This is a genomic window from Maridesulfovibrio spiralis (SeqCode), from assembly GCF_048571135.1.
In the GTDB taxonomy this organism is placed as follows: domain Bacteria; phylum Desulfobacterota; class Desulfovibrionia; order Desulfovibrionales; family Desulfovibrionaceae; genus Maridesulfovibrio; species Maridesulfovibrio spiralis.
The window spans coordinates 1,249,985-1,272,782 of record NZ_CP182344.1 but is presented as its reverse complement, the minus strand read 5'-3'; the positions used below and the strand labels follow the sequence as shown (position 1 = coordinate 1,272,782).

The 22,798-nt window shown below is 44.3% G+C and carries 25 protein-coding genes; 15 read left to right on the top strand and 10 right to left on the bottom strand.

Going from position 1 to position 22,798, the window contains the following annotated elements:
- Window positions 1–32: 32 nt before the first annotated feature.
- From ACNI29_RS05700 to ACNI29_RS05680, 5 genes are read left to right on the top strand one after another with little or no spacing between them, the layout of a single operon-like run.
- The gene (locus ACNI29_RS05700) at window positions 33–1,148 is read left to right on the top strand and encodes a DUF262 domain-containing protein (RefSeq protein WP_419781234.1); all 1,116 of its coding nucleotides are present in this window, start codon (window positions 33–35) and stop codon (window positions 1,146–1,148) included.
- Complete coding sequence (locus ACNI29_RS05695) at window positions 1,141–2,247, top strand: AAA family ATPase (RefSeq protein ID WP_419781233.1); 1,107 nt, start codon at window positions 1,141–1,143, stop codon at window positions 2,245–2,247. The genes ACNI29_RS05700 and ACNI29_RS05695 overlap by 8 nt, the downstream gene beginning before the upstream one ends.
- Window positions 2,244–3,218 carry a hypothetical protein gene (locus ACNI29_RS05690; RefSeq protein ID WP_419781232.1) on the top strand — a complete coding sequence of 325 codons (975 nt, stop codon included), beginning with the start codon at window positions 2,244–2,246 and terminating at the stop codon, window positions 3,216–3,218. The genes ACNI29_RS05695 and ACNI29_RS05690 overlap by 4 nt, the downstream gene beginning before the upstream one ends.
- Window positions 3,219–3,232: 14 nt before the next feature.
- The gene (locus tag ACNI29_RS05685) at window positions 3,233–6,280 is read left to right on the top strand and encodes a type I restriction endonuclease subunit R (RefSeq protein ID WP_419781231.1); all 3,048 of its coding nucleotides are present in this window, start codon (window positions 3,233–3,235) and stop codon (window positions 6,278–6,280) included.
- On the top strand, window positions 6,280–6,996 hold the full coding sequence (locus tag ACNI29_RS05680) for a M48 family metallopeptidase (protein ID WP_419781230.1): 717 nt from the start codon (window positions 6,280–6,282) through the stop codon (window positions 6,994–6,996). Before ACNI29_RS05685 ends, ACNI29_RS05680 begins: the two co-directional genes overlap by 1 nt.
- A 302-nt stretch (window positions 6,997–7,298) precedes the next feature.
- On the opposite strand, the gene ACNI29_RS05675 is transcribed toward ACNI29_RS05680, so the two are convergent.
- On the bottom strand, window positions 7,299–7,766 hold the full coding sequence (locus tag ACNI29_RS05675) for a hypothetical protein (RefSeq protein ID WP_419781229.1): 468 nt from the start codon (window positions 7,764–7,766) through the stop codon (window positions 7,299–7,301).
- Window positions 7,767–8,010: 244 nt separating this feature from the next.
- On the bottom strand, window positions 8,011–8,382 hold the full coding sequence (locus ACNI29_RS05670; RefSeq protein ID WP_419781228.1) for a hypothetical protein: 372 nt from the start codon (window positions 8,380–8,382) through the stop codon (window positions 8,011–8,013).
- 155 nt (window positions 8,383–8,537) lie between these two features.
- Here ACNI29_RS05670 and ACNI29_RS05665 point away from each other — a divergent pair, with 155 nt between their 5' ends.
- The 10 genes from ACNI29_RS05665 (at window position 8,538) to ACNI29_RS05620 (ending at window position 15,533) form a co-directional block, all read left to right on the top strand.
- The gene (locus tag ACNI29_RS05665) at window positions 8,538–8,858 is read left to right on the top strand and encodes a helix-turn-helix domain-containing protein (RefSeq protein WP_419781227.1); all 321 of its coding nucleotides are present in this window, start codon (window positions 8,538–8,540) and stop codon (window positions 8,856–8,858) included.
- 52 nt (window positions 8,859–8,910) lie between these two features.
- Entirely contained in the window at window positions 8,911–9,897 is a 987-nt protein-coding gene (locus ACNI29_RS05660; protein WP_419781226.1) for a putative phage abortive infection protein, read from the top strand.
- Entirely contained in the window at window positions 9,890–10,093 is a 204-nt protein-coding gene (locus tag ACNI29_RS05655) for a hypothetical protein (RefSeq protein ID WP_419781225.1), read from the top strand. The genes ACNI29_RS05660 and ACNI29_RS05655 overlap by 8 nt, the downstream gene beginning before the upstream one ends.
- Window positions 10,094–10,274: 181 nt before the next feature.
- The gene (locus ACNI29_RS05650; RefSeq protein WP_419781224.1) at window positions 10,275–10,955 is read left to right on the top strand and encodes an ERF family protein; all 681 of its coding nucleotides are present in this window, start codon (window positions 10,275–10,277) and stop codon (window positions 10,953–10,955) included.
- A 77-nt stretch (window positions 10,956–11,032) separates the two neighbouring features.
- Window positions 11,033–11,419, top strand: coding sequence for a hypothetical protein (locus ACNI29_RS05645; RefSeq protein ID WP_419781223.1), 387 nt, complete (start codon window positions 11,033–11,035; stop codon window positions 11,417–11,419).
- A gap of 1 nt (window position 11,420) precedes the next feature.
- On the top strand, window positions 11,421–12,416 hold the full coding sequence (locus ACNI29_RS05640; RefSeq protein ID WP_419781222.1) for an AAA family ATPase: 996 nt from the start codon (window positions 11,421–11,423) through the stop codon (window positions 12,414–12,416).
- Between the two features lie 72 nt (window positions 12,417–12,488).
- Window positions 12,489–13,460: a DUF3150 domain-containing protein gene (locus tag ACNI29_RS05635; protein WP_419781221.1), complete on the top strand. Its 972-nt coding sequence runs from the start codon at window positions 12,489–12,491 to the stop codon at window positions 13,458–13,460.
- 12 nt (window positions 13,461–13,472) lie between these two features.
- Window positions 13,473–15,002 carry a cobaltochelatase CobT-related protein gene (locus ACNI29_RS05630; protein ID WP_419781220.1) on the top strand — a complete coding sequence of 510 codons (1,530 nt, stop codon included), beginning with the start codon at window positions 13,473–13,475 and terminating at the stop codon, window positions 15,000–15,002.
- Window positions 15,003–15,018: 16 nt separating this feature from the next.
- On the top strand, window positions 15,019–15,354 hold the full coding sequence (locus ACNI29_RS05625) for a hypothetical protein (protein WP_419781219.1): 336 nt from the start codon (window positions 15,019–15,021) through the stop codon (window positions 15,352–15,354).
- A 14-nt stretch (window positions 15,355–15,368) separates the two neighbouring features.
- Window positions 15,369–15,533: a hypothetical protein gene (locus ACNI29_RS05620; protein ID WP_419781218.1), complete on the top strand. Its 165-nt coding sequence runs from the start codon at window positions 15,369–15,371 to the stop codon at window positions 15,531–15,533.
- A 133-nt stretch (window positions 15,534–15,666) separates the two neighbouring features.
- Here the strand turns inward: ACNI29_RS05620 and ACNI29_RS05615 are convergent, their stop codons facing one another.
- The 8 genes from ACNI29_RS05615 to ACNI29_RS05580 form a co-directional block, all read right to left on the bottom strand.
- Window positions 15,667–16,791: a hypothetical protein gene (locus tag ACNI29_RS05615; protein ID WP_419781217.1), complete on the bottom strand. Its 1,125-nt coding sequence runs from the start codon at window positions 16,789–16,791 to the stop codon at window positions 15,667–15,669.
- 26 nt (window positions 16,792–16,817) lie between these two features.
- A complete protein-coding gene (locus tag ACNI29_RS05610) occupies window positions 16,818–17,795 on the bottom strand; it encodes a protein NO VEIN domain-containing protein (protein ID WP_419781216.1) in 978 nt (325 codons plus the stop codon).
- Window positions 17,796–17,828: 33 nt separating this feature from the next.
- Entirely contained in the window at window positions 17,829–18,272 is a 444-nt protein-coding gene (locus ACNI29_RS05605) for a hypothetical protein (protein WP_419781215.1), read from the bottom strand.
- A gap of 182 nt (window positions 18,273–18,454) precedes the next feature.
- A complete protein-coding gene (locus ACNI29_RS05600; RefSeq protein WP_419781214.1) occupies window positions 18,455–19,765 on the bottom strand; it encodes a tyrosine-type recombinase/integrase in 1,311 nt (436 codons plus the stop codon).
- A gap of 395 nt (window positions 19,766–20,160) precedes the next feature.
- Window positions 20,161–20,511 (bottom strand): tyrosine-type recombinase/integrase, encoded by a 351-nt coding sequence (locus ACNI29_RS05595; RefSeq protein WP_419782090.1) that lies wholly within the window; start codon window positions 20,509–20,511, stop codon window positions 20,161–20,163.
- Window positions 20,511–21,092 carry a site-specific integrase gene (locus ACNI29_RS05590; protein ID WP_419781213.1) on the bottom strand — a complete coding sequence of 194 codons (582 nt, stop codon included), beginning with the start codon at window positions 21,090–21,092 and terminating at the stop codon, window positions 20,511–20,513. Before ACNI29_RS05590 ends, ACNI29_RS05595 begins: the two co-directional genes overlap by 1 nt.
- A 4-nt stretch (window positions 21,093–21,096) precedes the next feature.
- A complete protein-coding gene (locus ACNI29_RS05585; RefSeq protein WP_419781212.1) occupies window positions 21,097–21,348 on the bottom strand; it encodes a MerR family transcriptional regulator in 252 nt (83 codons plus the stop codon).
- 296 nt (window positions 21,349–21,644) lie between these two features.
- Window positions 21,645–22,732, bottom strand: a protein-coding gene (locus tag ACNI29_RS05580) for an IS3 family transposase (RefSeq protein WP_419781211.1) whose coding sequence is annotated in 2 segments (ribosomal slippage) — window positions 21,645–22,480 and window positions 22,480–22,732 — 1,089 coding nt in all. Because the reading frame shifts where the segments join, the coding sequence is not laid out codon by codon here.
- Window positions 22,733–22,798 lie beyond the last annotated feature (66 nt).

The window sequence follows — 22,798 nt, the reverse complement described above, 5'->3', positions numbered from 1 at the left end:
AGAATATCGAACGTGATGGGAAGGAATATTTTATGACTGATGGATATAATGCTGAATTAGAAGAAGAGAAGGAATTTCCTGAAGATCAGGAAGGTGAATTCTTAGATCCGATAATGGAGCCTTTTAATCCTGCTGATATTTATATCGAATCGCATTGGCGTTCTGTTGATTCACTTGTCAGACGCATAGAATATAATGAAATCGATATGACTTATTGTAACCGCAATACCAATTTGTGGAGTCCAAAGACGCAGAGCCGTTTTATTGAATCCATATTGTTAAGGTTGCCGCTTCCTGCTTTTTATTTTGAAGAATCTTATGAGGGCATTTGGTATCTTATCGATGGAGGGCAACGCTTAACAACTTTAAATAACTTTGTAGTTGGGAAAAGTTTAAGATTAACTGACCTAGAATTTTTAGGTAATCTTAATGGATTAACTTTTAATCAGTTAAACCGTAATTTACAACGGAGAATTATGGAAAGTGCTGTACCCTGCTACAACGTTAGGTCTGGGACTCCTGAATCCGTAAGAAAGAGTATTTTTCGTAGAATTAATACAGGGGGCTTTCCTCTTAATCGGCAAGAACTTCGAACTGCTTCTGTTCGAGAGTATGTGAACAGTTTTATTAAAATTTTAGCTGAGAATAAATTCTTTATCGAAATGATGGGAGACCTTTCTAAAAGGATGAAAGACCGAGAATTGGTCTTACGTTTCTGGGCTTTTTACAAATTTAATTACCTTTCGGAAAAATGCCCAAAGAATATGGTTGAATTTTTAGATCTCGCGATGAAAGATATTTGTTTAGCTGAAGATTGGGAGAGAGACGAGATCAAGACAAGTTTCGAGAATGGAATATTTAGATGTCGTGAGTTGCTAGGAATAAAGGGATTTCAAAAGGATGTTAACATAAATGTAAAGAATCCTTCGTTATATGAGGTTTGGATGGTTAGCCTTGCTGGGTTGGATAATGAGCATTACAACCATTTACTAAAAAAGAAGTGGCTATTTCGGGAGAACTATAGGGAGCTTTTAACTGATTTAGAATTCATAAAGTCAATTAGTTCTTCGCCGCAAAAGGTTGATCATGTTAGAACTCGCTACGCTAAAGTTAAGAATTTGATAGAGGGGGTTTTGCCAAATGCTTGAGTTTATCCACATTAAGAATTTCAAAACACTCCTGAAAGCAAGTTTTCCCCTTGCCAAGATGAACTTATTTTCAGGGCTTAATGGCATGGGTAAGTCCTCGCTGATCCAAGTCTTGCTTTTGCTGCGTCAGTCCTATGAACGAAACGTGCTGCTCGATAAAGGGTTACTTTTGAATGGGGACTACGTCAGTCTTGGAACAGGAAAGGATGTCTTATCCATTGCCAGTGAAGATGATGATATACAGATAACTGTTCGCTGGAGTGACAAAGACCCTGCTCATTTTGTTTACGACTATAAAGCTGATTCCGACCTGATCCCGAATAATCAAACTCCTGAGTTGGATAATCCAGACGACGAGAGCCTTTTTAACTCCAATTTCAAGTACTTGAGTGCTGATCGTTTGAGCCCGACAAGCCATCATCAGCTTTCCGATTACCACATTCGCGAGCTGAACTCCTTGGGTAATAAAGGAGAGTACACGGTTCACTATATTGCTGAAAATGGTTCAAAGAAATTGCAAGTTGAATCTCTTAAACACCCCAAAGCCACCGCTGAAACTCTACTTTCTAATATCGAAGCATGGATGTCAGACATTACCCCCGGCCTTAAGGTTCAGGCCGTTGCTCAGCCCAAATTTAATACCGCGACCTTGAGCTATTCTTTTGTTCAAGGGACTGACAAAACGGACGAATTCAAGCCGCAGAACGTTGGTTTTGGCTTGAGCTACGTTCTTCCTGTAGTCACAAGTATCCTCAGTGCAGCCAAAGATGACCTGCTTATCATTGAGAACCCTGAATCACATTTACACCCGGCAGGGCAGGCCATCATGGGTAAGCTGTGCGCTATTGCAGCAGAGAACGGAGTGCAGCTTATAGTTGAATCCCATTCCGATCATTTCCTGAACGGCGTTCGGGTGGCTGTAAAAGAAGGGCTTGTTGACTGCGAGACTGTGAAAATTTTCTTCCTGCAACGTAACATGCAAAGCGACACCCATGAATCAGAAGTCCTTTACCCGAATATTGATTCACAGGGACGCATTGATATGTGGCCTGAAGGTTTCTTCGATGAATGGGATAATCAGCTGGATCGCTTGCTATGAGTCTGCCTCTGGTCCTGAATACCCACTCGCTCCCCTTTGAAAGTCAAGAGGCTGCTGACGAAGGTGTCTTGGAATTCATCAATGTATTCCATCGCTGTGCCAGATACGGATACAATATTCTCTTAAGAAGCCCCGAAGTAGACCCGGACTTGATGTATGTGATGCTTGCTGATCAGTATTCTTTTCAGAACTGGTATAGTCATGCCAGACAAAGCCCTTCACAGAGGGATATTACTCGTAAGTTTAGATCTATTGCGACACGTCCGCTTTTTGATGGCGTTGAACTCCCGGAAGAACTTGAAGCCGGATTGAAGGATAACGACGAGCGGTCGGATGTCCTTCTGGCTGCACATCATCACGACACCTTTCTGTGTAGTTTCTCCAGCCACGAAAGCTGGACCGGATTTACCGTGCAGGGTTGGGTCTTGGATTTAATGGTTGAAGGTGATGCTGATCAGCTAAAGGATAAAGATTTCCCTAACCTGTCGACGGGTGATTCCCTGTCACACCATGAACCTGCAATGGAGCAAACTAGAAATAACCAGCTTTCCAGAGGCAGGGATATCCTTACTGAACGCGAAACTTTTTTCCCAAAGTTGTTTTTTTTGGAGAATCAAATTGGCCAAGCTTTACGAAGATGGACCCACAGGGCTGATATTTTGCCTGCGGCACGTTCTGCTATGCTGGTTCTCAATGAGTTTGCTCAGAAGTGGGAGAATGGTGAGTTAGCTGATTACCAGCATCGATATTTAAGCGATTTGGGCTTGCAGGCCGAAGTTAGTGGGGAATCAGAATCTGTCAGGACTACCCCTAAAAAACGGAATGAAAGAATGTTCAACCTTGATGATGGCCGCTGTGTATTTTGTGAGAATCACGTAAAGCTTCCCTCTGGATTTAGACTTCATTTCTATCCTGACACAGCGAACAAACAAATCATACTAGCGTATCTTGGCCCTCACCTTACCCTGTAGAAAACGAGAGTTCCATGAACAGAATCGGACAGCCTGAAATAGTAACCCAGAACAGGGTCATCGCCTTGTTCCGTGACGAACTCGGATATCGTTATCTCGGCAATTGGAAAGATCGGGATAATAGCAATATTGAGGAAGAACTGCTCACGGGCTGGTTGAAGAAGTCAGGTTATAGCTCCGATCAGATTTCAAGGGCAATCTACCTGCTGCGCACCGAAGCCGATAATCATGGCAGAAGCCTGTACGCCAACAATAAGGAAGTCTATGGACTCCTGCGCTACGGTGTACCTGTGAAGATTGCTGCCGGGGAGAATACGGAAACGGTCAAACTCATAAACTGGCAGGAACCGGAAAAGAACGATTTCGCCATTGCCGAGGAAGTAACACTCAAAGGCTGCCATGAGCGCAGACCGGACCTTGTACTATACGTCAATGGTATAGCCTTTGGTGTTATTGAACTGAAAAACAGCCGTGTGTCCATTGGGGACGGCATCCGTCAGCTTCTTTCTAATCAGAAACTAGAATTCAATGAATGGTTCTTTTCCACTGTGCAGATTGTCTTTGCCGGAAACGATTCCGAGGGACTGAAGTACGGAACTATTGGTACACAGGAGAAATATTTCCTGAAGTGGAAAGAAGACGAGGACGATAACGAGCGCTACAAGCTGGACAAATATCTGCTTAAGATGTGCCGTAAAGATCGGATCTCAGAGCTGATGTACGACTTCGTGGTTTTTGACGGTGGAGTAAAGAAGCTGCCCCGCGTTCATCAATATTTCGGTGTTAGAGAAGCCCAGAAGCGTGTGAAAGCTTACGAGGGTGGGATCATCTGGCACACGCAGGGCAGTGGCAAAAGTATCGTTATGGTTCTGCTTGCCAAATGGATTTTGGAATATAATCCCAATGCGCGTGTAGTAATTATTACTGACCGGGATGAACTAGATAAGCAGATTCAGCGGGTATTTACAGATACCGGTGAAGCCATTGAGCGTTCCAGATCCGGACGGGAATTGTTGATTCAACTCAGCCAGCCAAAGCCGCGCCTGCTTTGTTCATTGGTTCATAAGTTCGGACGTAAAGATGTTAAGGACCACGAGGCATATATCAAGGAGCTGGAAGCCAATCCACAACCGTCAGTTGGGGAATTGTTTATTTTTGTTGATGAATGTCACCGCACCCAGAGTGGTAAGCTGCATCAGATCATGAAGGCGATGCTACCGAATGCCGTCTTTATTGGGTTTACCGGAACCCCGTTGCTTAAGAAGGATGCGAAGACCAGCCGTGAAGTTTTCGGCGGGTATATTCATACTTATAAATTCGGTGAGGCGGTCGAGGACCGGGTTATCTTGGATCTGATTTACGAGGCTCGTGACATTGACCAGCGTTTGAGTTCTGAAGCCGGTGTTGATGCCTGGTTCGATTCCATGACCAAGAAATTGAATAACTGGCAGAAGGATGAACTCAAGAAGCACTGGGGAACCATGCAGGTGGTGCTTAGCTCGCGTTCGCGCATGAACCGGATCGTTACGGACATAGTAACGGATTTCAGGGTCAAACCATATTTATCCGGGGAGCATCGCAATGCCATGCTGGTAGCCTCCAGCATGTACGAGGCTGCCAAATACTACACTATCTTTCAAAATACCCCGTTGCGCGGCAAGTGTGCGATCGTTACATCCTACAATCCACTTGCGCGTGACATTTCCAAAGAGGATGTTGGAGCCAATACCGAGACGGATAAAGAATTTCTCTACAACACTTACACGGACCTGCTTAAAAATGTAACACCCAAGGCGGGAATGTCAGCCACAGAAACTTACGAGGAAGAGGCAAAAAAGCTGTTCATCAAGGAACCGGCTAATATGAAGCTGCTCATCGTAGTTAACAAGTTGCTTACCGGATTCGATGCCCCTCCATGTACCTGTCTCTTTATCGATAAGAAGATGCAGGACCATGGACTGTTTCAGGCCATCTGCCGTACCAACAGACTTGATGGTGACGAGAAGCCTTTTGGTCATATTGTTGATTATAAGGATTTGTTCTCTAAGGTCGAACATGCCATTGGTGTATATACCTCGGAGCTGGATGAAGGACCGGAACAGGTAAGCTCACAGATTATGCTGAAGGACCGTTTAAAGGTTGGCAGGGAGAAACTTGATGATGCCATCGAAGCTATTACCTTGCTCTGTGAACCTGTAGAACATCCACGGACTGATCTGGAATTCATTCATTATTTCTGTGGTAACACCGAGATTGCAAGTGATCTTGAAGAGCGTGAGCCGCGCCGGGAGGCTTTATACAAGGCTACAGCTACTTTGGTTCGCTGTTATGCCAATATTTCAGATGAAATGGATTCCGCAGGCTACACCGACGCTGAAGCTGATCGCATTAAGCGTGACGTTGAAAGTTATGTTCGATTACGCGAAACAATCAAGAACGCAAGTGAGGAAGTTATTGACCTGAAGCCTTACGAAGCAGATATGCGTCACCTGATTGATACTTACATTGAAGCAGACCATCCTCGGAAGATTTCGCCCTTTGATGATATGCCGTTGTTGGATTTGATTGTTAAGACCGGAATAGCCTCCGCCATTGGTTCCCGGCTGGGAAATATTGCAAATAATAAGAATGCGGTAGCAGAAACTATTGAGAACAACGTTCGTAGTAAGATTATCAGGGAAAGTATCAATAACCCCGTTTTCTATGAAAAAATGTCCGAACTGCTGGATGAAATTATAGCAGCCCGTAAGGTTAAAGCTATTGAGTATGAAGAGTATTTGAAACGCATTGCCGCATTAGTAACCCAGATAGACACAGGCACTTCCTCTGGAACTCCCAAGTCTCTTGATACAAAGGGCAAACGAGCACTATATGACAACCTCGGACAAGAAGAGAAGCTTGCTTTAAAGATTGATGCGATCGTTAAAAGTATCCGTCCCGATGGCTGGCGCGGAATACAGCCCAAAGAACAGATTATTAAAGCCGGTTTGTTCGGTGTCCTTCAGGATGCAGCAGAGGTTGAGCGAGTATTCTGCATTATTATGGAGCAGCAGGAATACTAATGATTTCTAAGATTGAGCTTGGCGAAATTTCCGTTGATGTTTCGCACAAGGATATCAAAAATATCCATCTTAGCGTTAATCCGCCTTATGGACATGTTCGCATTTCTGCCCCCATACGCATGGATCTCGACACCATTCGCATCTTCGCCATTTCTAAATTAGACTGGATCAAGAAAGAGCGGCGTAAGATGCAGGAGCAGGAGCGCGAGACTCCACGGGAATACCTTGAGCGTGAAAGCCACTACTTGTGGGGAAAGCGATACCTCATGAACATTGTTGAAGAGGACAAAGTTCCTGAGGTCCGTCTGGGACATAAGAAAATTGTTTTACAGGTTCGTCCCGGAGCCACGGAAGAGAAGAAACGCGCTGTGGTCGATGAGTGGTACAGAGCCAGACTTCGCGAAAAGGCTACCCCCATTATCAAGAAGTGGGAGTCGCGTCTTGGGGTCACTGTTAACAAATTATTTGTTCAGAGAATGAAGACGCGCTGGGGTAGCTGTAATCCGCAGAAAGGGTATGTTCGCCTCAATACCCATATAGCCAAGAAGCCGGAGCAATGTCTGGATTATCTTGTGCTTCATGAAATGATTCATATTCTTGAGCCTACCCACAATGAACGGTTTAAAGTTTTGTTGGAAAGGTTTATGCCCCACTGGGAGCATTACCGTCGTATTTTGAACCAGTTGCCTGTTAGCCATGAGAGTTGGCGGTATTAAGATGTTGGGAATCTTACATATTATTAAGCCAGCCTTTTGTTCTAGGTTAACCGGCCTGACTATAGACTCATACGAGTAAAATGAAGTCTTCCAAAAAAACAGATGAGGTCTATACTCATGTATTTGGAACGTATCCTACTGTGCCTTCTCCATATTTTGGTGTTGTAAGTTAACACACAAAAGCCCCTCTCCGGCAGCAAAACTGGAAAGGGGCTGGAAGGCAGCATGAGGTACACCTAAATTACAGGTGACCCCAGTAAGCAATCTTGTATCGTAGCACACGGGAAAAGAACCTCAGTTAATTAACGACTGATATATCCACAAGCAGGACATTTCCATGATTTGCTTTTTTTCAGCATGACTCCATACCAGATAAAAATCCAGAAGCCAGAAGTAAAGAGAGCCATCAACCAGTTCAGACAGTGATTTACCTTATTGCGGATAGGCCGGACCTTTTCACCGCAATTGCTGCAAAGGACAACCGGCTGTCGTTTTGAGTCAGCCTTCCTGTACGCATACTGGAAAATTTTGTGGACAACCAAACCGATAATGGCCGTAGGCACGATAACTATGGTTATTATGCTTGGGTCATACTTCGAAAAGTTGTTGAATACATACCAGCATATTCCGGCAACCCCCAGAGCGAAAGCGTATGAAACGATCTGTCCGAGAAGGCGGATCTCTCCAAACCCTGGATTTCGATGGTAATGATTAACTGCTCCTGCGACCAACGACGCCAAAATGACGATAAAAAGCGGTGCTGCTAACACTTCTGCTCCTCGCGCTTGAGAACATTCCCAGCAACACTAACTTTTAGTGACTTTCCCGACTAAAAAGCCAATTCCGTATGACACACCGAAAGCAACAACGGCGATTACTATTATGGTACCCATTTGGACCTCTACTTTTTATTTGTGAATATCTACTTGCGTCCTGCCAGTACTCCCAGAAGGAACCCAACGATCATAATTATTAAAAGAAGCGGCATAATGTTTCCTATGTAAATTGCTGAATTTATTCTTCGATTGAATCAAGGTCGATAAACATGCTTGCAAATTCTGTAAGTTTGTCTTCCGGTATAGTCAGTAAATGTTTGTGCAGCTCCACGAACACAGGCCCTTTCTCAAGGGGAGATTCCCTTTCGGCCATGCGCCAGTATAGCGCATCGAAAATTATTTGCCGCTCGGGGCTGAGCTTGTCGAATTCCAAGAGCTCTTGCATGAATTCAAATGTGATCGAGTCCATGCCGCTTATGCCGGTATACTGACTGTTATAGTGCTCAATCCTTTCATCGTTCATCTTCTGTTCACTGACGGAAGCTATATTTTTCAGATAGGGTGCCATGTCACTTTTGCTGGAACCTGTCATGTGTTTTATAAAATTCATAAAATCCTCTTTTTGTTGATTTTAAATTGATTGTAATCGCATCAACTTCTTTTTATTTAGCACTTATAGGTGTCTTTGTTCAAGTATAAATATAACCTTCTATGGGTTTAAAGTAATAACAAAACTCCTCATGACTTAAACATGAGGAGAATAAGGTGAATAAATACGCTGAAATTGTTGGGAAAAATATTCGGAAGCTACGTAAGGACTTGGGGCTCAGTCAGCAACAGATGGCTGAAAAAGCAGAGATAAGCTACAAGTATTTAGGCGAGATAGAGCGTGGTGCGGTCAATTTGTCAGTTGAAATTCTGATGAAGATTTCCAATGCGCTACAGATTGCGCCTGAGAAGCTGCTTGTGTCAGAGGGGCAAGGAAACAGCACACTCCTTGAGGCGCAGGCCGTTCTGGCGGAGCTATCTCCGCAGCAGTTGGAGATTGCTTTGGATATGGTGAAGGTGTTGAGGAAGCACAATTAATGTCGTCCAGTGTCTTGAAATAAAGTCTCTTTATTAGGTGTAAACTATTCCAATGAGCAAAACAAAACACAATTCAATACTCGAATGGTGCCATTCAAATCCAATTAAAATTACAAGCATTTTAATTGCAGTGATGTTCCTGATCTGGCTAATGTTTTCTTATTATTTCAGTCGAATTGATGAAATAAGGTGGTTGTCATGTCTTTTCGGTAAGATAAGTAATTTAGAAGGTGTGTTTGCTGCAAGTGCATCTTTTTTTACAGTAATTACTTTTGCGGCTCTCATAATAACTTTAATTCAGCAGCAAAAAGGCATTATAAACAATTCTAAGGGGTATAAGATAACTAGCTTTGAGTCTATTTTTTTTAATTTATTAGAAATACATAGTACTAATCAGTCCGAAATAAATTTAAGCTCAAGTTCTAAAAGATCAGGCGCACCTTTTAATAGTTTATATAATGCTGTAGTGACGGCATACAAATTTCAAGAAGAAGACATCGATATTTTAAATGACCAAATATCCAAACACAAGCAATCTGAAAAGCAACGATTGGTCAATTTAATAAATAAAGATAAAAATCATCCCGATTATTTTATGAAGCATTTCAGTCTTGCTTTGGATATACGCAATCAAAGAGTACACAACGCGAACACCTCCAATATGCTTTTTTTTGATGCAATCCAAAATAAGTATGGAGAACATGTGACTAAGTATTATCGCCATCTTTTTCACACATTAAAGCATATAGAAAAAGCAAAAGACGATGGGATAATATCAGATGTTAGTCATTATTGTAATATCTTGAAAGCTCAGCTTACACCGAAAGAACAGGTTCTTTTATTTTATAATGGATTGTATTTTGACGAAATCAGAGAAAAAGATGGCTACAAAAAACTTTTAACTAAATTTTCTTTGTTTGATGATTTAGATCGTAGTTTACTGTTTTGTTCAGGAAAGCTGGGTAAATATCCTCAAAAGGCCTTCGGTAGCGATTATAAAAAGTTTTCAGAATATATTGAGGAAGCCAAAGATGATTGATTATGATGAAGATGAAGAAATTATAGCTTATTGTGATGTTTGTGGTGAACCATTAACAGAAGAAGACTGCAACGTTATAGAAAATTTTGGTGGAGAGGGGGGGAGAGGATATTTTTGTACATATCACTATGAGCAAATGGGTTACTCGACCTCCTACCGCACGTCTGAATTGTTCGATGACGAGAGCCAAGATTAACTCAGTAGGTAGACGTTTAATTTTCAGATAGGCACGACTTTCTGGAGATTACTAATTTTGTTGTAAACGCTTTTTGAATAATTTTAGACATATATTATCCAAGTAAGAGTGTGGTCTTTTTGGCTTTTATTGCTCCTGTCCGGTCTTCCGAGCAGGAGCTTTCTTTTTCAGGAGGTAATATATGAATGGAACGAACCTTTGTTCACCGGAAATTACAGATCTGGCTGGGGCGATGCTCAGGGTGCAGCAGGCTTTAAAGCCTGCCGCGAAGGATGGACAAAATAATTTTACAAACAGCAGATACGCCAGCCTGCAATCTGTTATGGAAACATGTCGTGAAGCTTTGCTGGCAAACGGGATCTGGCTGACTCAACTTCCGGTACAAGTGGAGAATGGAAATCTTGGATTGGTCAGTAAGATAGTTCATGCGGAGTCAGGACAATGGCAGTCATCGTTGCTGGTCATGCCGTTACCCAAAGGTGATCCGCAGGGCTACGGTTCGGCCATGACCTATGCTCGTAGGTACGGACTTGCTGCTTTGATCGGAATCGTTACCGAGCATGATGACGATGGAGAGGGATCGTGCCGCCCGCAAAATCAAAATAGCGGATACAATCCGGGTAGACATCTGGGAACACAGTCCTCGACTACCCCGCAAAAGAAATCTCAGCCCTCTGAACCGGTCAACCCGAACCTGCCGCGTCTTGAGGGAGTGCAGTACCGTAAGGAGAATGCACGGGATGGCAAACCTTGTATTCTGGCAACCGGTAACACTCTTCAGCAGAAAGATTCACTACGGAAGGCCGGGTTTCGCTGGGATGGTAACCGCAAATTGTGGTGGAAATACGAACAGGCCGCATAGCCGGTAACAAAATTTAACGCAGCACATGAAGCGCGTCTCTTAGGAGGCGCGCTTTTTTATTGCCTAAAGGAGTACATATGGAACCCTTCAGCTACATTACCATTTTTCTGTCCAGTTCCGGACTCACAAAATTTAACAATCAACAGGCAGAAGCTCAAAGGACGTTGACCAAGCCTGAATTGGTGGCCGTGCAGGAAATGCTGGAAGAAAATGTAAGCAGCCAGACCGGACAAGGATACGGCGGACACCTCTTTTACTGGACTCGTACCGCGTGGGATAAGCGTCATCCTTTGGTCTTTTTGATGGAATCTGTTCTGGATGAACTCGATACCGTCGACTACAGCTTCCTGCGCATCGGTGAGGACGAAAGTGATTTCGAAACTCGCGGCGACTATTACAATAACCCTTTTGATAATCCAGACGGTCTGATCCAACAGGTCGTGTCAAGTAATTGCGGAGGATAACATGACCAATACAATCGAAGAGATTGAAAGACTCAGTCCAGCTGAGCTGGATGCCGGGTTGATCTTCAGCGGAAAGACTTCCGGACGCATGGTACAGGGATTTGGAGAGGCCTCATCATTCACCCCGAGTCTGGATATCGAATACCTTTTTCATGAATCCAGCCGGGATGTGGTGGTCTGGTTCATGGACAGTTCCGACCCGATCTACCTGTTTGGACCGAGCGGCAGTGGTAAGACAAGTCTCATCAAGCAGCTTGCGGCCAAACTGAATTACCCGGTGTTCGAAATCACGGGGCATAGCCGTCTGGAGTTTCCTGAAATGGTCGGTCATTTGACCGTGGAAGAAGGGAGCATGGAATTCCAGTATGGACCTCTTGCTCTGGCAATGAAATACGGCGGTCTTCTGCTCTTAAATGAAATCGACATTATTGATCCGGCGACTGCGGCAGGACTGAACGGGATTCTGGACGGCGAACCGCTCTGCATCCCGGAGAATTCCGGGGAGATCATTCATCCGCATCCCATGTTCAGATTTGCAGCTACGGCCAACTCCAACGGCGCGGCTGACGAAACCGGGCTTTATCAAGGAGTCGTCCGTCAAAATCTTGCGTTCATGGATCGTTTTTGGCTCTGCGAAATTGGATATCCCACACCGGAAGCTGAGACGGAACTGCTCTCACGTAAGGCTAACACTCTGCCTGAAAACGTCCGTAAAAAGATGGTCGAGTATGCCAATTCCGTCCGCAAACTGTTTATGGGTGAGGCATCCGGTAATCTTGCCGATACCATTGAGGTTACGTTTTCAACTCGCACCTTGATCCGTTGGGCTGATCTTACTGTCCGGTTCCAGCCGTTGGCGCGGCAGGGAATCCAGCCGATAGCTTATGCCTTGGACCGGGCTCTGGGGTATCGGGCCAGTCGGGAAACTCGCACGGTCCTGCATGAACTGGCTCAGCGTATTTTTCCTGTTGAAGACGGATCAGAATCAACATCATAGAATACACGCAAATTTCATTAGCGGGGCGGCTTAGGCTGCCCCGCTTTTGTTTTGCAAAAAACAGGAGGAATCATGGAAAACAATACTAGAATCACGGTCCTCAATCATATTTTGGCCTTGAATCTGGATATAAATATCTGGTCTGCCAGAAAGAAACTTACCCCGTCCGACTTCGGAGCAACCCAGCTTCCGCCGGAAGAGTTGGCTTCACTAGGGAGTAAGCGAATTTGCAATCCTGAAGATCTTCGTATTTTCGGTACTCTCAAATCTCGTGCTGTGAACATACTTGATCGGCATGGCGTGCGTTTCCTTGGTGGCTGGGCCATTCCTGAAAAGGTTGCTGATGAAATCGTGAAGGAGCTTACAGTTATTGAAAAGGAATTCTTCGCAGCCAAGGAAGATTTCCTCAGTCGTTACGATGAAGCAGTGCAAGACTGGATCAAACAACATCAAGGGTGGGAAAAGCTCATCGGAAGCTCGACAGTCAGTGCTGAGTATGTGCGCTCACGGATCGGTTTCAAGTGGCAGTTCTTTAAGCTGGCTGCTCCTGAAAAGAACTCCGTAAAGAAAGGACTCAAAGAAGAGGTTAACAAGCTTGGCTCCACGCTCTTCGATGAAATCTCCAAGGCCGCAACAGATACATGGAATCGCTGCTATGCCGGAAAGGTCAAGGTGACGCATAAGGCACTGTCGCCGTTGCGGTCCATTCAGAACAAGCTCAATGGACTTTCCTTTGTTGACCCCAGAGTCCTGCCCATTACCGATCTGCTTCAGACGGCATTTGACAAGGTACCGTCCCGTGGATTCATCCGGGATACCGACCTGCTCATGCTGCAGGGGGTAGTCTCCCTGCTCCGGGAACCTGCTTTGCTTGTTGATAACGCACAGAAGATTCTTGATGGGAGAACTGCCGAGGACCTTCTGAAAAGTCTGGTCGCAGTACCGATAAAATCTGACATTCAGGATATTCCTGAAAACCCCAAATCGACCCACATTCCACATTCCGTGCTTCAGCAGCAGATTGATAGCCATGGATTGTGGTAATTCGGAGGAGCCATGAATAGTAAACTGCTCATGAAGTCTTTGCCCTTTGTGACAAGCGTGCTTGGTCGGAAGTATGGAGTGCAGGTCCGCATAGGTGGAGACAAGGCTTTCACTGATGGAAAGATGATTCAATTACCGGCCTTACCGTTGGGTAATGAAGAGCTGGTGCTGAAACTCGCCAGAGGTTACGCGGACCACGAAGCAGCTCACATCCGCGAGACGGACTTCGAATCGCTTAAGCTGGCAAAATTTACTCCATTTGAAATGCACATATGGAATTCGCTGGAAGACTGGCGGGTAGAGAATAAGCTGGCCGAAATCTTCCCCGGCTGTTGTCAAAACTTCCATTGGTTAATCCGACATATCTTTATTGATGATAGTGGAGATGCTCAGGCAGCTAAAAACGATTCGGCGACATCCATTCTTAACTGGTTGTTGCTGACCGTCCGCTCCTGGGATGTTGAAGAACTGGACACTGAATGCGTTCGCTTAGCCTCAATTATCGATACGCAATATCCTGACCTTACGGATCGTTTAAATGTCATTCTGCAAAAAGTCCGGGCAAAGTGTGACTCAACTCAGGATTGCATCCTTTATACCCGTGAGATCGTGTCCCTGCTGAAAGGATATCTCACTCAACTTGAGTCCTCGAAGCAGTCTAGATTAGCCAAGAAAATCAAAAAGATACTTAATTCAAGCCCTGAAAGTCTGCCTAAGGCGTTCGGAGAAGTTCTGGAAGAGCAACTTACTAGCCATTCTCCGGATAATGCTGACGAAGGACTTCGAGTTGCCAGGAATGGCTATAAACAACTCAGCCCACTGGACGCAGAAGAACTTAAACTGACTCGCAGGGCTTCCACTGCCCTCAAGTCACGTCTCCATGGCATTATTCAAGCCAAAACTATCAAACATGACCGCATCGGCAGGCGCGGACAGTTAAGTACTGCTCACCTGCACCGCATAGCTGTTGGAAATTCCCGGATATTTCGTAGCAGACATGAAAGCCGGGGCATCAGTACAGCTGTTCATATCCTTATTGATTGTTCCGGCTCTATGCGCCGAAGTATCGGGCTGGCCTCGCAGATCAGTCATACCGTGGTCAGTGCGCTTAATTCCATCAACGGCGTGAGTGTGGGCGTCAGTGCCTTTCCCGCTGTCAGGGCTCAGGGAGGCGAAAATTATGATGAGCCGACTGTGGCCCCTATCCTTAACCATGGACAGAAACAGCATACACACTTCGGTGTATCTGCTTCAGGATCAACTCCACTGGGGGAAGTGCTCTGGTGGACATTTCAGCAAATGCTGCCGCTACCGGAGAATCGAAAAATCATCCTCTGCATAACAGACGGCGTCCCGGACAACCCGGCTAACGCCCAGCAAGCGATCAAAGACGGAAGCGCATACGGCTTCGAAATCTACGGTCTCGGAATCAAATCCGAGGCCGTTTTTAATTTGTTCCCCGGAAAAAGCAGTGTCATTACCGAAATCTCGGATCTGGCTCCGGCCATGTTTGACCTGCTTCAGGAATCATTAACCAAATAGAACAGGAGAATACACAATGTCTGAAGATACCCCCTTATGCCCAAACTGCTGCACTGGAACTTTCGTAATACTCGTCAACAATACCCAGAAAATCGGAACCGCAGTCGGCGGAGTTGCCGGAGGCGCAGCCGGATACGCCGGTGCAACTTCCGGAGCCGCAACCGGCGCGGCCATAGGATCGGTTGTACCTATTGTAGGAACAGGAATCGGTGCCATCGCCGGAGGGCTGGCTGGAGCCATGGCCGGATTCTTCGCCGGTTCCAAAATCGGAAATGAAATTGGCGAACATGTGGATCGTCATATGATCGGCCTGTACCGCTGCAACCGTTGCGGTATTCAGTTTGAATCTTAAACAAGGAGGATAAAATGAAAAATTTGCTCACCTTTATCGGCGGTGTAGCTGTTGGTGTTCTGGCCATTACCGGAATTTATGCTCTGGATGATGGGCATGGTGAAGCGTGTGAGGGGGTTGAGGATTTGGCTGAGGTGGATGATGGACTGGAGGAATTATTGGAGCCTGATGGGAGTTAGGATTAGTGGAGATGATGCCGCCGGGAAACCGGCGGTATAACGCAATGCTTGTGTTTGGAGATTTGAGCGGCAGGTTAACCAGCATCCTAATTTGTTTAAAAAGTATTTTTAGAAATACCGGATAGTAATAAAATTAAATAATTGAATAGCCAAAATGATTTCTAAATTCTTCTAAAGTATCCTGAAATATATTCTCTCCCTCATAACAATCAAGAAATGAACTCCACAGTGTCTGTTCAGTTTCTAAGCGGGTAAGAATGTTGATCAAATATGATGCCGCCATAGTGCCGTTAAGGAACTCAATATATTCATTTTCTGCGGCAGGATGGTAGTCCTTTTCACTAAGGAAATTCATTATTTCTTTTGTTGATATAAAGGATAGCGTTTCCAGTACATTGTCGTTTGGTATAAAATTAGCGTCCTTTTTATCTTCACCACTAAATTGCACAATAGGCAGACGCTGCGAGTCTTTTGTTCTAAGTAATTTGTCCGTAGATCTAAATTCTAGATACAATTCTCCAGAACGATCAGTAATGTTAGGTTTTGTTGAGGGGAAACAAGAAATCTCTTCAAATTGTTCTAAATTCTGCAATTCAGAAGGAGAAAGATCATTATTCATTATCCCAAACGAGATGTTATCGTCCAGCTCTTCCAAAACTGACAAGACAAGCTGTGAGCAATATTGTCCACGATAAGAGTCATGGTATTTGAAAGGCGCGAGACTTGATATTACAGATTCGGCTTTTTCTCGATACGAAGGGTTTTCTCTTAAAGAAGGAATAGCGCCAAGAAGTTTTGCCAGTTCAGGATATTTCAATCCCCAGAAAGGTAAAATTTTTGTCAATAAACGTTTAGTTATTTCATTTGGAGGTGTGTCTTTGATTTGCTTGTGTCGCAAGACTTTTATAGCCTTAGGTGTGCTAGGTTTTCGTGGAGTGTTTAGAAAACGATAGCTGTTAACTGAGGCTATGTGTTTCATTCTTCCTTGTACGCTTAAGTCAAATTTATAGCTGCTAGGGTTTATATCCGGATATGAAGCAACCACTTCAAACGTATTCTTACTTTCCCCAACATATTCTGTATGCAAAGCAGTAAAACAAAGTCCGTCGCTTACCGCTTCAAAAATAATTTTTGGAGACACGAATATTGCGGCATGTGAGTATTCTCCTCCTGTAACAGTTTTAATACTCTTACTGGATAGGCTACTTGAGCTGATAAGGAGTACGTCACCGGGGCGAATTTTGTTAAGAGCAAGCATAATGATTTAAGTAGATGTTTGCTAACTTAGTTTGCTGTATTACATCTCCCAACAGCTGAAATTTTCTCATGCAAGTTAAGGATGTTATCATTGCTATCAATCCATACGTTTTCATCATAACAACGGAAAATATGTTTTTGGGGGGCAAGAAGAGCCTCTGTTACAACAAAGATAACGTACTTTTTATGATGCTCGCGCATTTTGTCGTATTCATTCGGGGTAAACTCGACTGAAAGTGTGTCACCACTAAGTCCTTTTACTTCTATAAATAGTTCCAGGTTGTCATTGCGTGCCTCTAAATCCCAGCCAACTCCTTCTGTTTCTTTTGAAATGACAGTGAATCCTAAATTTTCGTAATGGTAGATTGCAAGGTTCACTGCAGTCTCTTCCACCGTTTTACGAAGTTCAGGATCATTATTTCTTGGACTGCTGCCGTTTTTTATTTTTTTAGATGAATTCGGCAGAGCTCCGTTACGGATATATTTGACGGTTGCTTTTTGAATGTCAGGTCGTTTGTCTGCATACCAATATGAACTTTGGCCAAACCCATGCTTCACTGTTCTGGAACTGGGGATAATGAAAACTCGTTGGTCTGTCGGGACCAATTGTGTTTTGTTTTCTTTTGCAACAACTCCATAAATGTATGGATTACCGTGTAGATTTCTTTCTTCCTGTAAATCATCTTGTGGCTTGCGAAATACTTTAGCGTCCTCAAACCAGCCAACAATATAGGTCAAATTGTCAACAGGGCTTCTAGCAATCCAAACAACTAGGATCTCATCAATGCTTTCGTCCTTTCCGCTGGCACCTAATCTATTAATGTTTGCTCCTCTGCCGCCTGGGACATAGCCATAGCAGTATCCGTTTAACGGCTTGAAATTAAAACATTCGTGCCCATGGTCATGGTCTTGCAAGTATCCATGATTGCCAGTTGTGTTGTCCCCTGCAACAGGTCCTTTATAGGAATTCATCCAGCCAATGTTGATATATAGAATTTTGGGCATTTTATTGTTTAGAGATAGTGATTATATTGATATTTAGAGAAGTGCAGCGATGATAGTTATTAAATAGCATACAAGGCCAAGCATCATAAATGATAACGCATAATGGTAATCTTTAAATTTGTAGTTTCTTATAGTTATAGCTTTTTTTCGTAAACATGAAATAAGATCACATTTAAAAGGTTGATGTATGCTGGTAATCAATTTTATTCTGAATACAAACATCCCATTTATTAATGCTGATAACATAACAAATCCACTGCCTATGATTATAGGTATTTTGGGGACTGTGTTTGCTTCTCTTAATACAGGGAGAATCGAAACGGTAATGGCAAGTAAAACACCTGCCATTGTAATCAATTGATGCCCCATGGTGTCTACAGCAGATACCTGGTGCCCAATAAATCTTATTTCTTCAGGACTTTCACTCGCAAACATGCTTTCAATGATTTCAAGTTCTGTTTTTGTTTCATTCTTCATAGTATATGTTTTAATTTTTATCATTATTAATGAATCTTAAATATATTTTTTGACATCTTAAAGCAATACTGGCCTCCTGTTTTTAAAACTGGAAGTAAAATATATTGGTATACGTAAAGCAAAGAATTTCAACAAATCTAACAAGTTTGCTGGGGTGTAGGGCTTGTTCATCGTTATTGCCATTACTCCCCAGTCCCATCCCGATGCAAAGGAATAACCTTAGTCTCTCCATCTCCAAGAATACGGCTCAGCACTTTATCCAATACGAGCATGGTCTTGGTCTTCGATTTTAGGTGCAGACTACGGTCATAGTGTTTCTGTCCGACACCGCTACGTCCATGGTTCAGGAAAAGATCAAGGCGGTAATCTGGTTCTCCGGCATCGGCCAGTTTGGTCCGGATGGTTCTTCTGATGTCCCGTGGGGCCCAATGCTCTCGGTGATGCTTTTTATGGAAGCGGGTGATAGCCTGCCGTAGTGAGGTGTACATGATCGGTTTGGCCGGATTTGTTCCAGGAAAAAGGAATTCGCTGTTATTCTCCTCAATCTGAGCTTCAATGATCCGGATTGCCCGATCCGAGAGGGGGAGGGCATGGAACTTATCGTTTTTGGTCCGGTCCGGGGTCAGGTTCCATCGTTTTTGCTTAAGGTCGAACTCGTCCTGACGGGCCTCGACGCATTCCTTGACCCTTGCGCCTCCGACACTGACCATTAGCTGTAAGACTCTCGCTACCGGCAATGATACATGATTTCCAGGAACAGTCATTTCAGTGAATATAGAGCGGATTTCCTCTTCGCTGAGGACCCTGTTCCCGACTTTCTTGGCCTGCTTGTCTACTCTGATTGCTGCAACCGGGTTGAATTCAATACTGAAGTTGACTTCGCTTGCCTGTACGTAGTCATTTTCGATTACCATTCCGTATTGATAAGCACTATGCAAATAACTGCGGGTGTGATCAGCTGAGCTGGCAGATCCTCGTCTATGAATTGATCCAAGATATTTTTTTATATCGGATGTCGTTACCTGGTTGGCTTTGACGTTACGCCCTAATGCTTTGGCTGCATTGTATTTCCCGGTCAGCAATGACCTTTCGACCTGCGGCCATGTGCCCTTGCCCCGGTGCTTGAGGTCTTCAATGTAGTTGCGGAAAAGCTGCTCAACAGTACCTTGAGATTCTAGTTCCCTGCGTTCCTTTTCAGCTTCCGCTTCTTGTCGCTGGAGTTCTGCTTTTGGGTCAACCCCGTCCACAAGCATGGCCCTGAACTCATCGGCTTTTGCTCGGGCAGCGGCAAGTGTCAGGCAACCTGCTCCATGCGCATTGGCGAGCTTTATCATTTTCCGCTTACCGTTGACGTAATATTGAAACAGCCATTCTGCGGAATATTTTCTCACCCTCAATGCTAACTTGCCTGTTCCCTTCGGGGCATCCTCGGTGAGGATTTGGTCCTTACCTGAACGGATGACTTTCTCGATTTGTTTGACCGTAAAATTCATGTTTTCACCCTCAAAATGTGGTGGCGGTTGTGGTGGCGGTACGGCGGCGTATTTCACCTAAAATCACTCACCGTCACTGGAGGAATATTTTACGTCTTTGAGAGGGATAAATCAAGTATTCAAAAGGTTTTAAGTATGCGTTTAGGGATGGTCTGTGAGGGTGTGTGAAAGTATAGAATTCTTCATTCGTAACCAGCAGGCCGTCGGTTCAATTCCGATCGTTGGCTCCATGAAAAAGTTAAGCCTCACAGTGTGTTATCGCATTGTGAGGCTTTCTTTGTATGGGCCGAAAAGTGGCTGTGTACGCAAATTGTACGCAAAATTCAATTTTGGTGACGGTTGTGGTGGCGGTTTGAAAAACTTGGGGCGCGTACATTTGGGCAATGAGCGAGAAATTATTCTGGCTGATAAGTAAGCTTCTGGATTGACTGAGTAAGGTGTCCACTGGACAGGTGAGCATAAATTTCAGTTGTACGCTTGTCGGTATGCCCAAGCAGCTCTCCGATGGAGTGAAGGGACTCACCTGCTTCTGCCAAGTTGGAAGCAAAAGTATGACGAAGGTCATGAAGTCTGAAATATTCAAAGCCTGCGTTGATCAGAGCCATCTTTACATGTTTGCTGATCGTATCAATATGCAGCCATTTCTTGAAAACACGGCCAGTTCTTTCCTCATAGGACTCTAAGACTTTTCTAAAGGTCGGATGCATGGGGTAGTGCTTTGAGAGGTGGGGTTTGCTTCTGCGGATCAGGTAGGAATTCCTTTCGAAGTCGATGTCTGTCCATTCCAGATTAAAGAGTTATTCCCTGCGCCGTCCGGTGAACAGGTAGCTGATAAGAGTTTTTTTAGTTCGTTATCAGCGATGGACGTCAGAAATTCAGTGCATTGTTCAGGGCTAAGGAAAGCAGGAGGTCGTCTGTTTTTTTTAACTAATTTACAAGATGCAAATGGATTCTCTTTTACGTACTTCCATTCAACTGCCTTGTTCATGACCATGCGGGCATGGCTGATGTAGTTATTGATAGATGCAGGCTTGAGCTTCTTTTTCCGGCTTTGAGCTATCAGTTTATCAATCGTCTTGGGGCTAAGTTTGTCCAGCCGTTTGGAAGCTGATTCAATCGCAAGGATTTTGTTCAGGGCTAATCTGTTGGCCCTGAAGGTCTTATATATCTGTGTAGTCTCTGCCCACTCTAGGTATTCAGCTGCAAAGTCATCTAAAGATATGGATTTTTCTTTTGTAAGCAGCTTCAGTCTACCCGCCAAATATTCCCTTTTGGTCTCGTTAAAAACTCGCAGGGCTTTGGCTTTGTCCTTAGTCTTGAGACTCATTCTTTTACGATTGATTTCGTAGTACCAAAAGTCGCCTCTTTTGAAAGGTTTCCGTATAGCCATTATACTCTTGCTCATACATAAATACCTGTAAATGTTCAACTATTAATCTGTCGTTTTGAAGCATTTCGTCTATGTTGGTGGAATCTATCCGCCAGTGACCGGAAGGAAGTTTTTCGGCACGAACCAACCCTTCTTGGCAATATTTGCGCATGGTATCGCGATAGACATTGAGCTCACTCATTGCCTGTCCCATTTTGAGCCAAGTGATATGTTGGTGGTGTAGTGGTCATGTGACTTCCTCAGTTTTAGAAGCTAAAGAAGTCGGTTAAGGAAAAGTAGGTTGATATAATAGAACCCGGTCAAAACATATTAACCGGGCTTCTAATTTTTAAGTAATTGGTAATTAAGTATGCTGTATATCAATGGGAGTGTCGAATAATGGCTTCCTACGCTCTAATAATATATCTTTGTTGGTAATCGTTTTGATAGTAATTGTTCTGGTATTGGAGGGGTAATCCCCCCATTCTTAGGGGGCCTGAAAAGTAGAGGCTATGCAGCCATTCTCAGTTTCTGCATCGGAGTGATGCCGCCAATGCCCATATTGGGGCATTCATTGTTATATGTCCAGAGCCATTTGGTTGCGTAATCCTGCACCTCTTGGATGCTTTCAAACATGTAATGGCTCAACCAGTCGTACCGCACGGTCCGATTGAAGCGTTCAACGTAAGCGTTTTGTTGCGGATTTCCTGGCTGGATATATTCCAGCCGTATCTTTTCTTTTTCTGCCCATAGCAGTAGCCTGTTGCTTATGTATTCAGGGCCGTTGTCGCATCTTATTGCTTCGGGTTTGCCACGCCACTCGATAATCTGGTTCAGTGTTCGAACAACACGATCCGCAGGCAATGATAGATCTACTTCGATGCTCAATCCTTCACGATTAAAGTCGTCGATTACGTTCAACAAACGAAAACTGCGCCCATCTTCAAGTTGGTCATGCATAAAATCCATGGACCAAACTTGATTGGCAGATTCGGGCTGGGATAAAGGTTCCGGTTTTTCACGCACAAGCCGTTTCTTAGGCTTAATGCGCATGTTCAGCTCAAGTTCTCGGTAAATCCGGTAAACGCGCTTATGATTCCAAGAAAAGCCTTGCACGTTGCGCAGATACAGGAAGCACAATCCAAAACCCCAGTTGCGTTGGTTGTGCGTTAACCGGACTAGCCAGTCGGCAACAAGTTCATTTTCAGCGGAGAGCTTCGGTTCGTACCTGTAGCAAGTTTGGCTGATGCTGAAAGCCTCGCACGCCTGACGGATATTGACCTTTTCTTCCTTCACGGCTGCCTTTGCCATCTTGCGCCGACAAGACGGCTTTACCACTTTTTTTCGAGAGCTTCCTTGACGATTTCCGCTTTCAATCGCTCTTCGGCATACATTTTCTTAAGCTGGCGGTTCTCACGTTCCAACTCTTTCATTCGAGCCATCAAGGATGCATCCATGCCGCCGTATTTGGAACGCCATTTGTAAAACGTGGCACTGCTCATTCCGTGTTCACGGCAAAGCTCGGCAACGGGAACTCCATTCTCGGCCTGCTTCAAAATACTCAAAATTTGACTGTCGCTGTAGCGTGACTTTTTCATCTGAATCTCCTCGGTCTTCTTTACGAGAAAATTCTACTTTTCAGAACAATTAATTTTCGGGGGGAT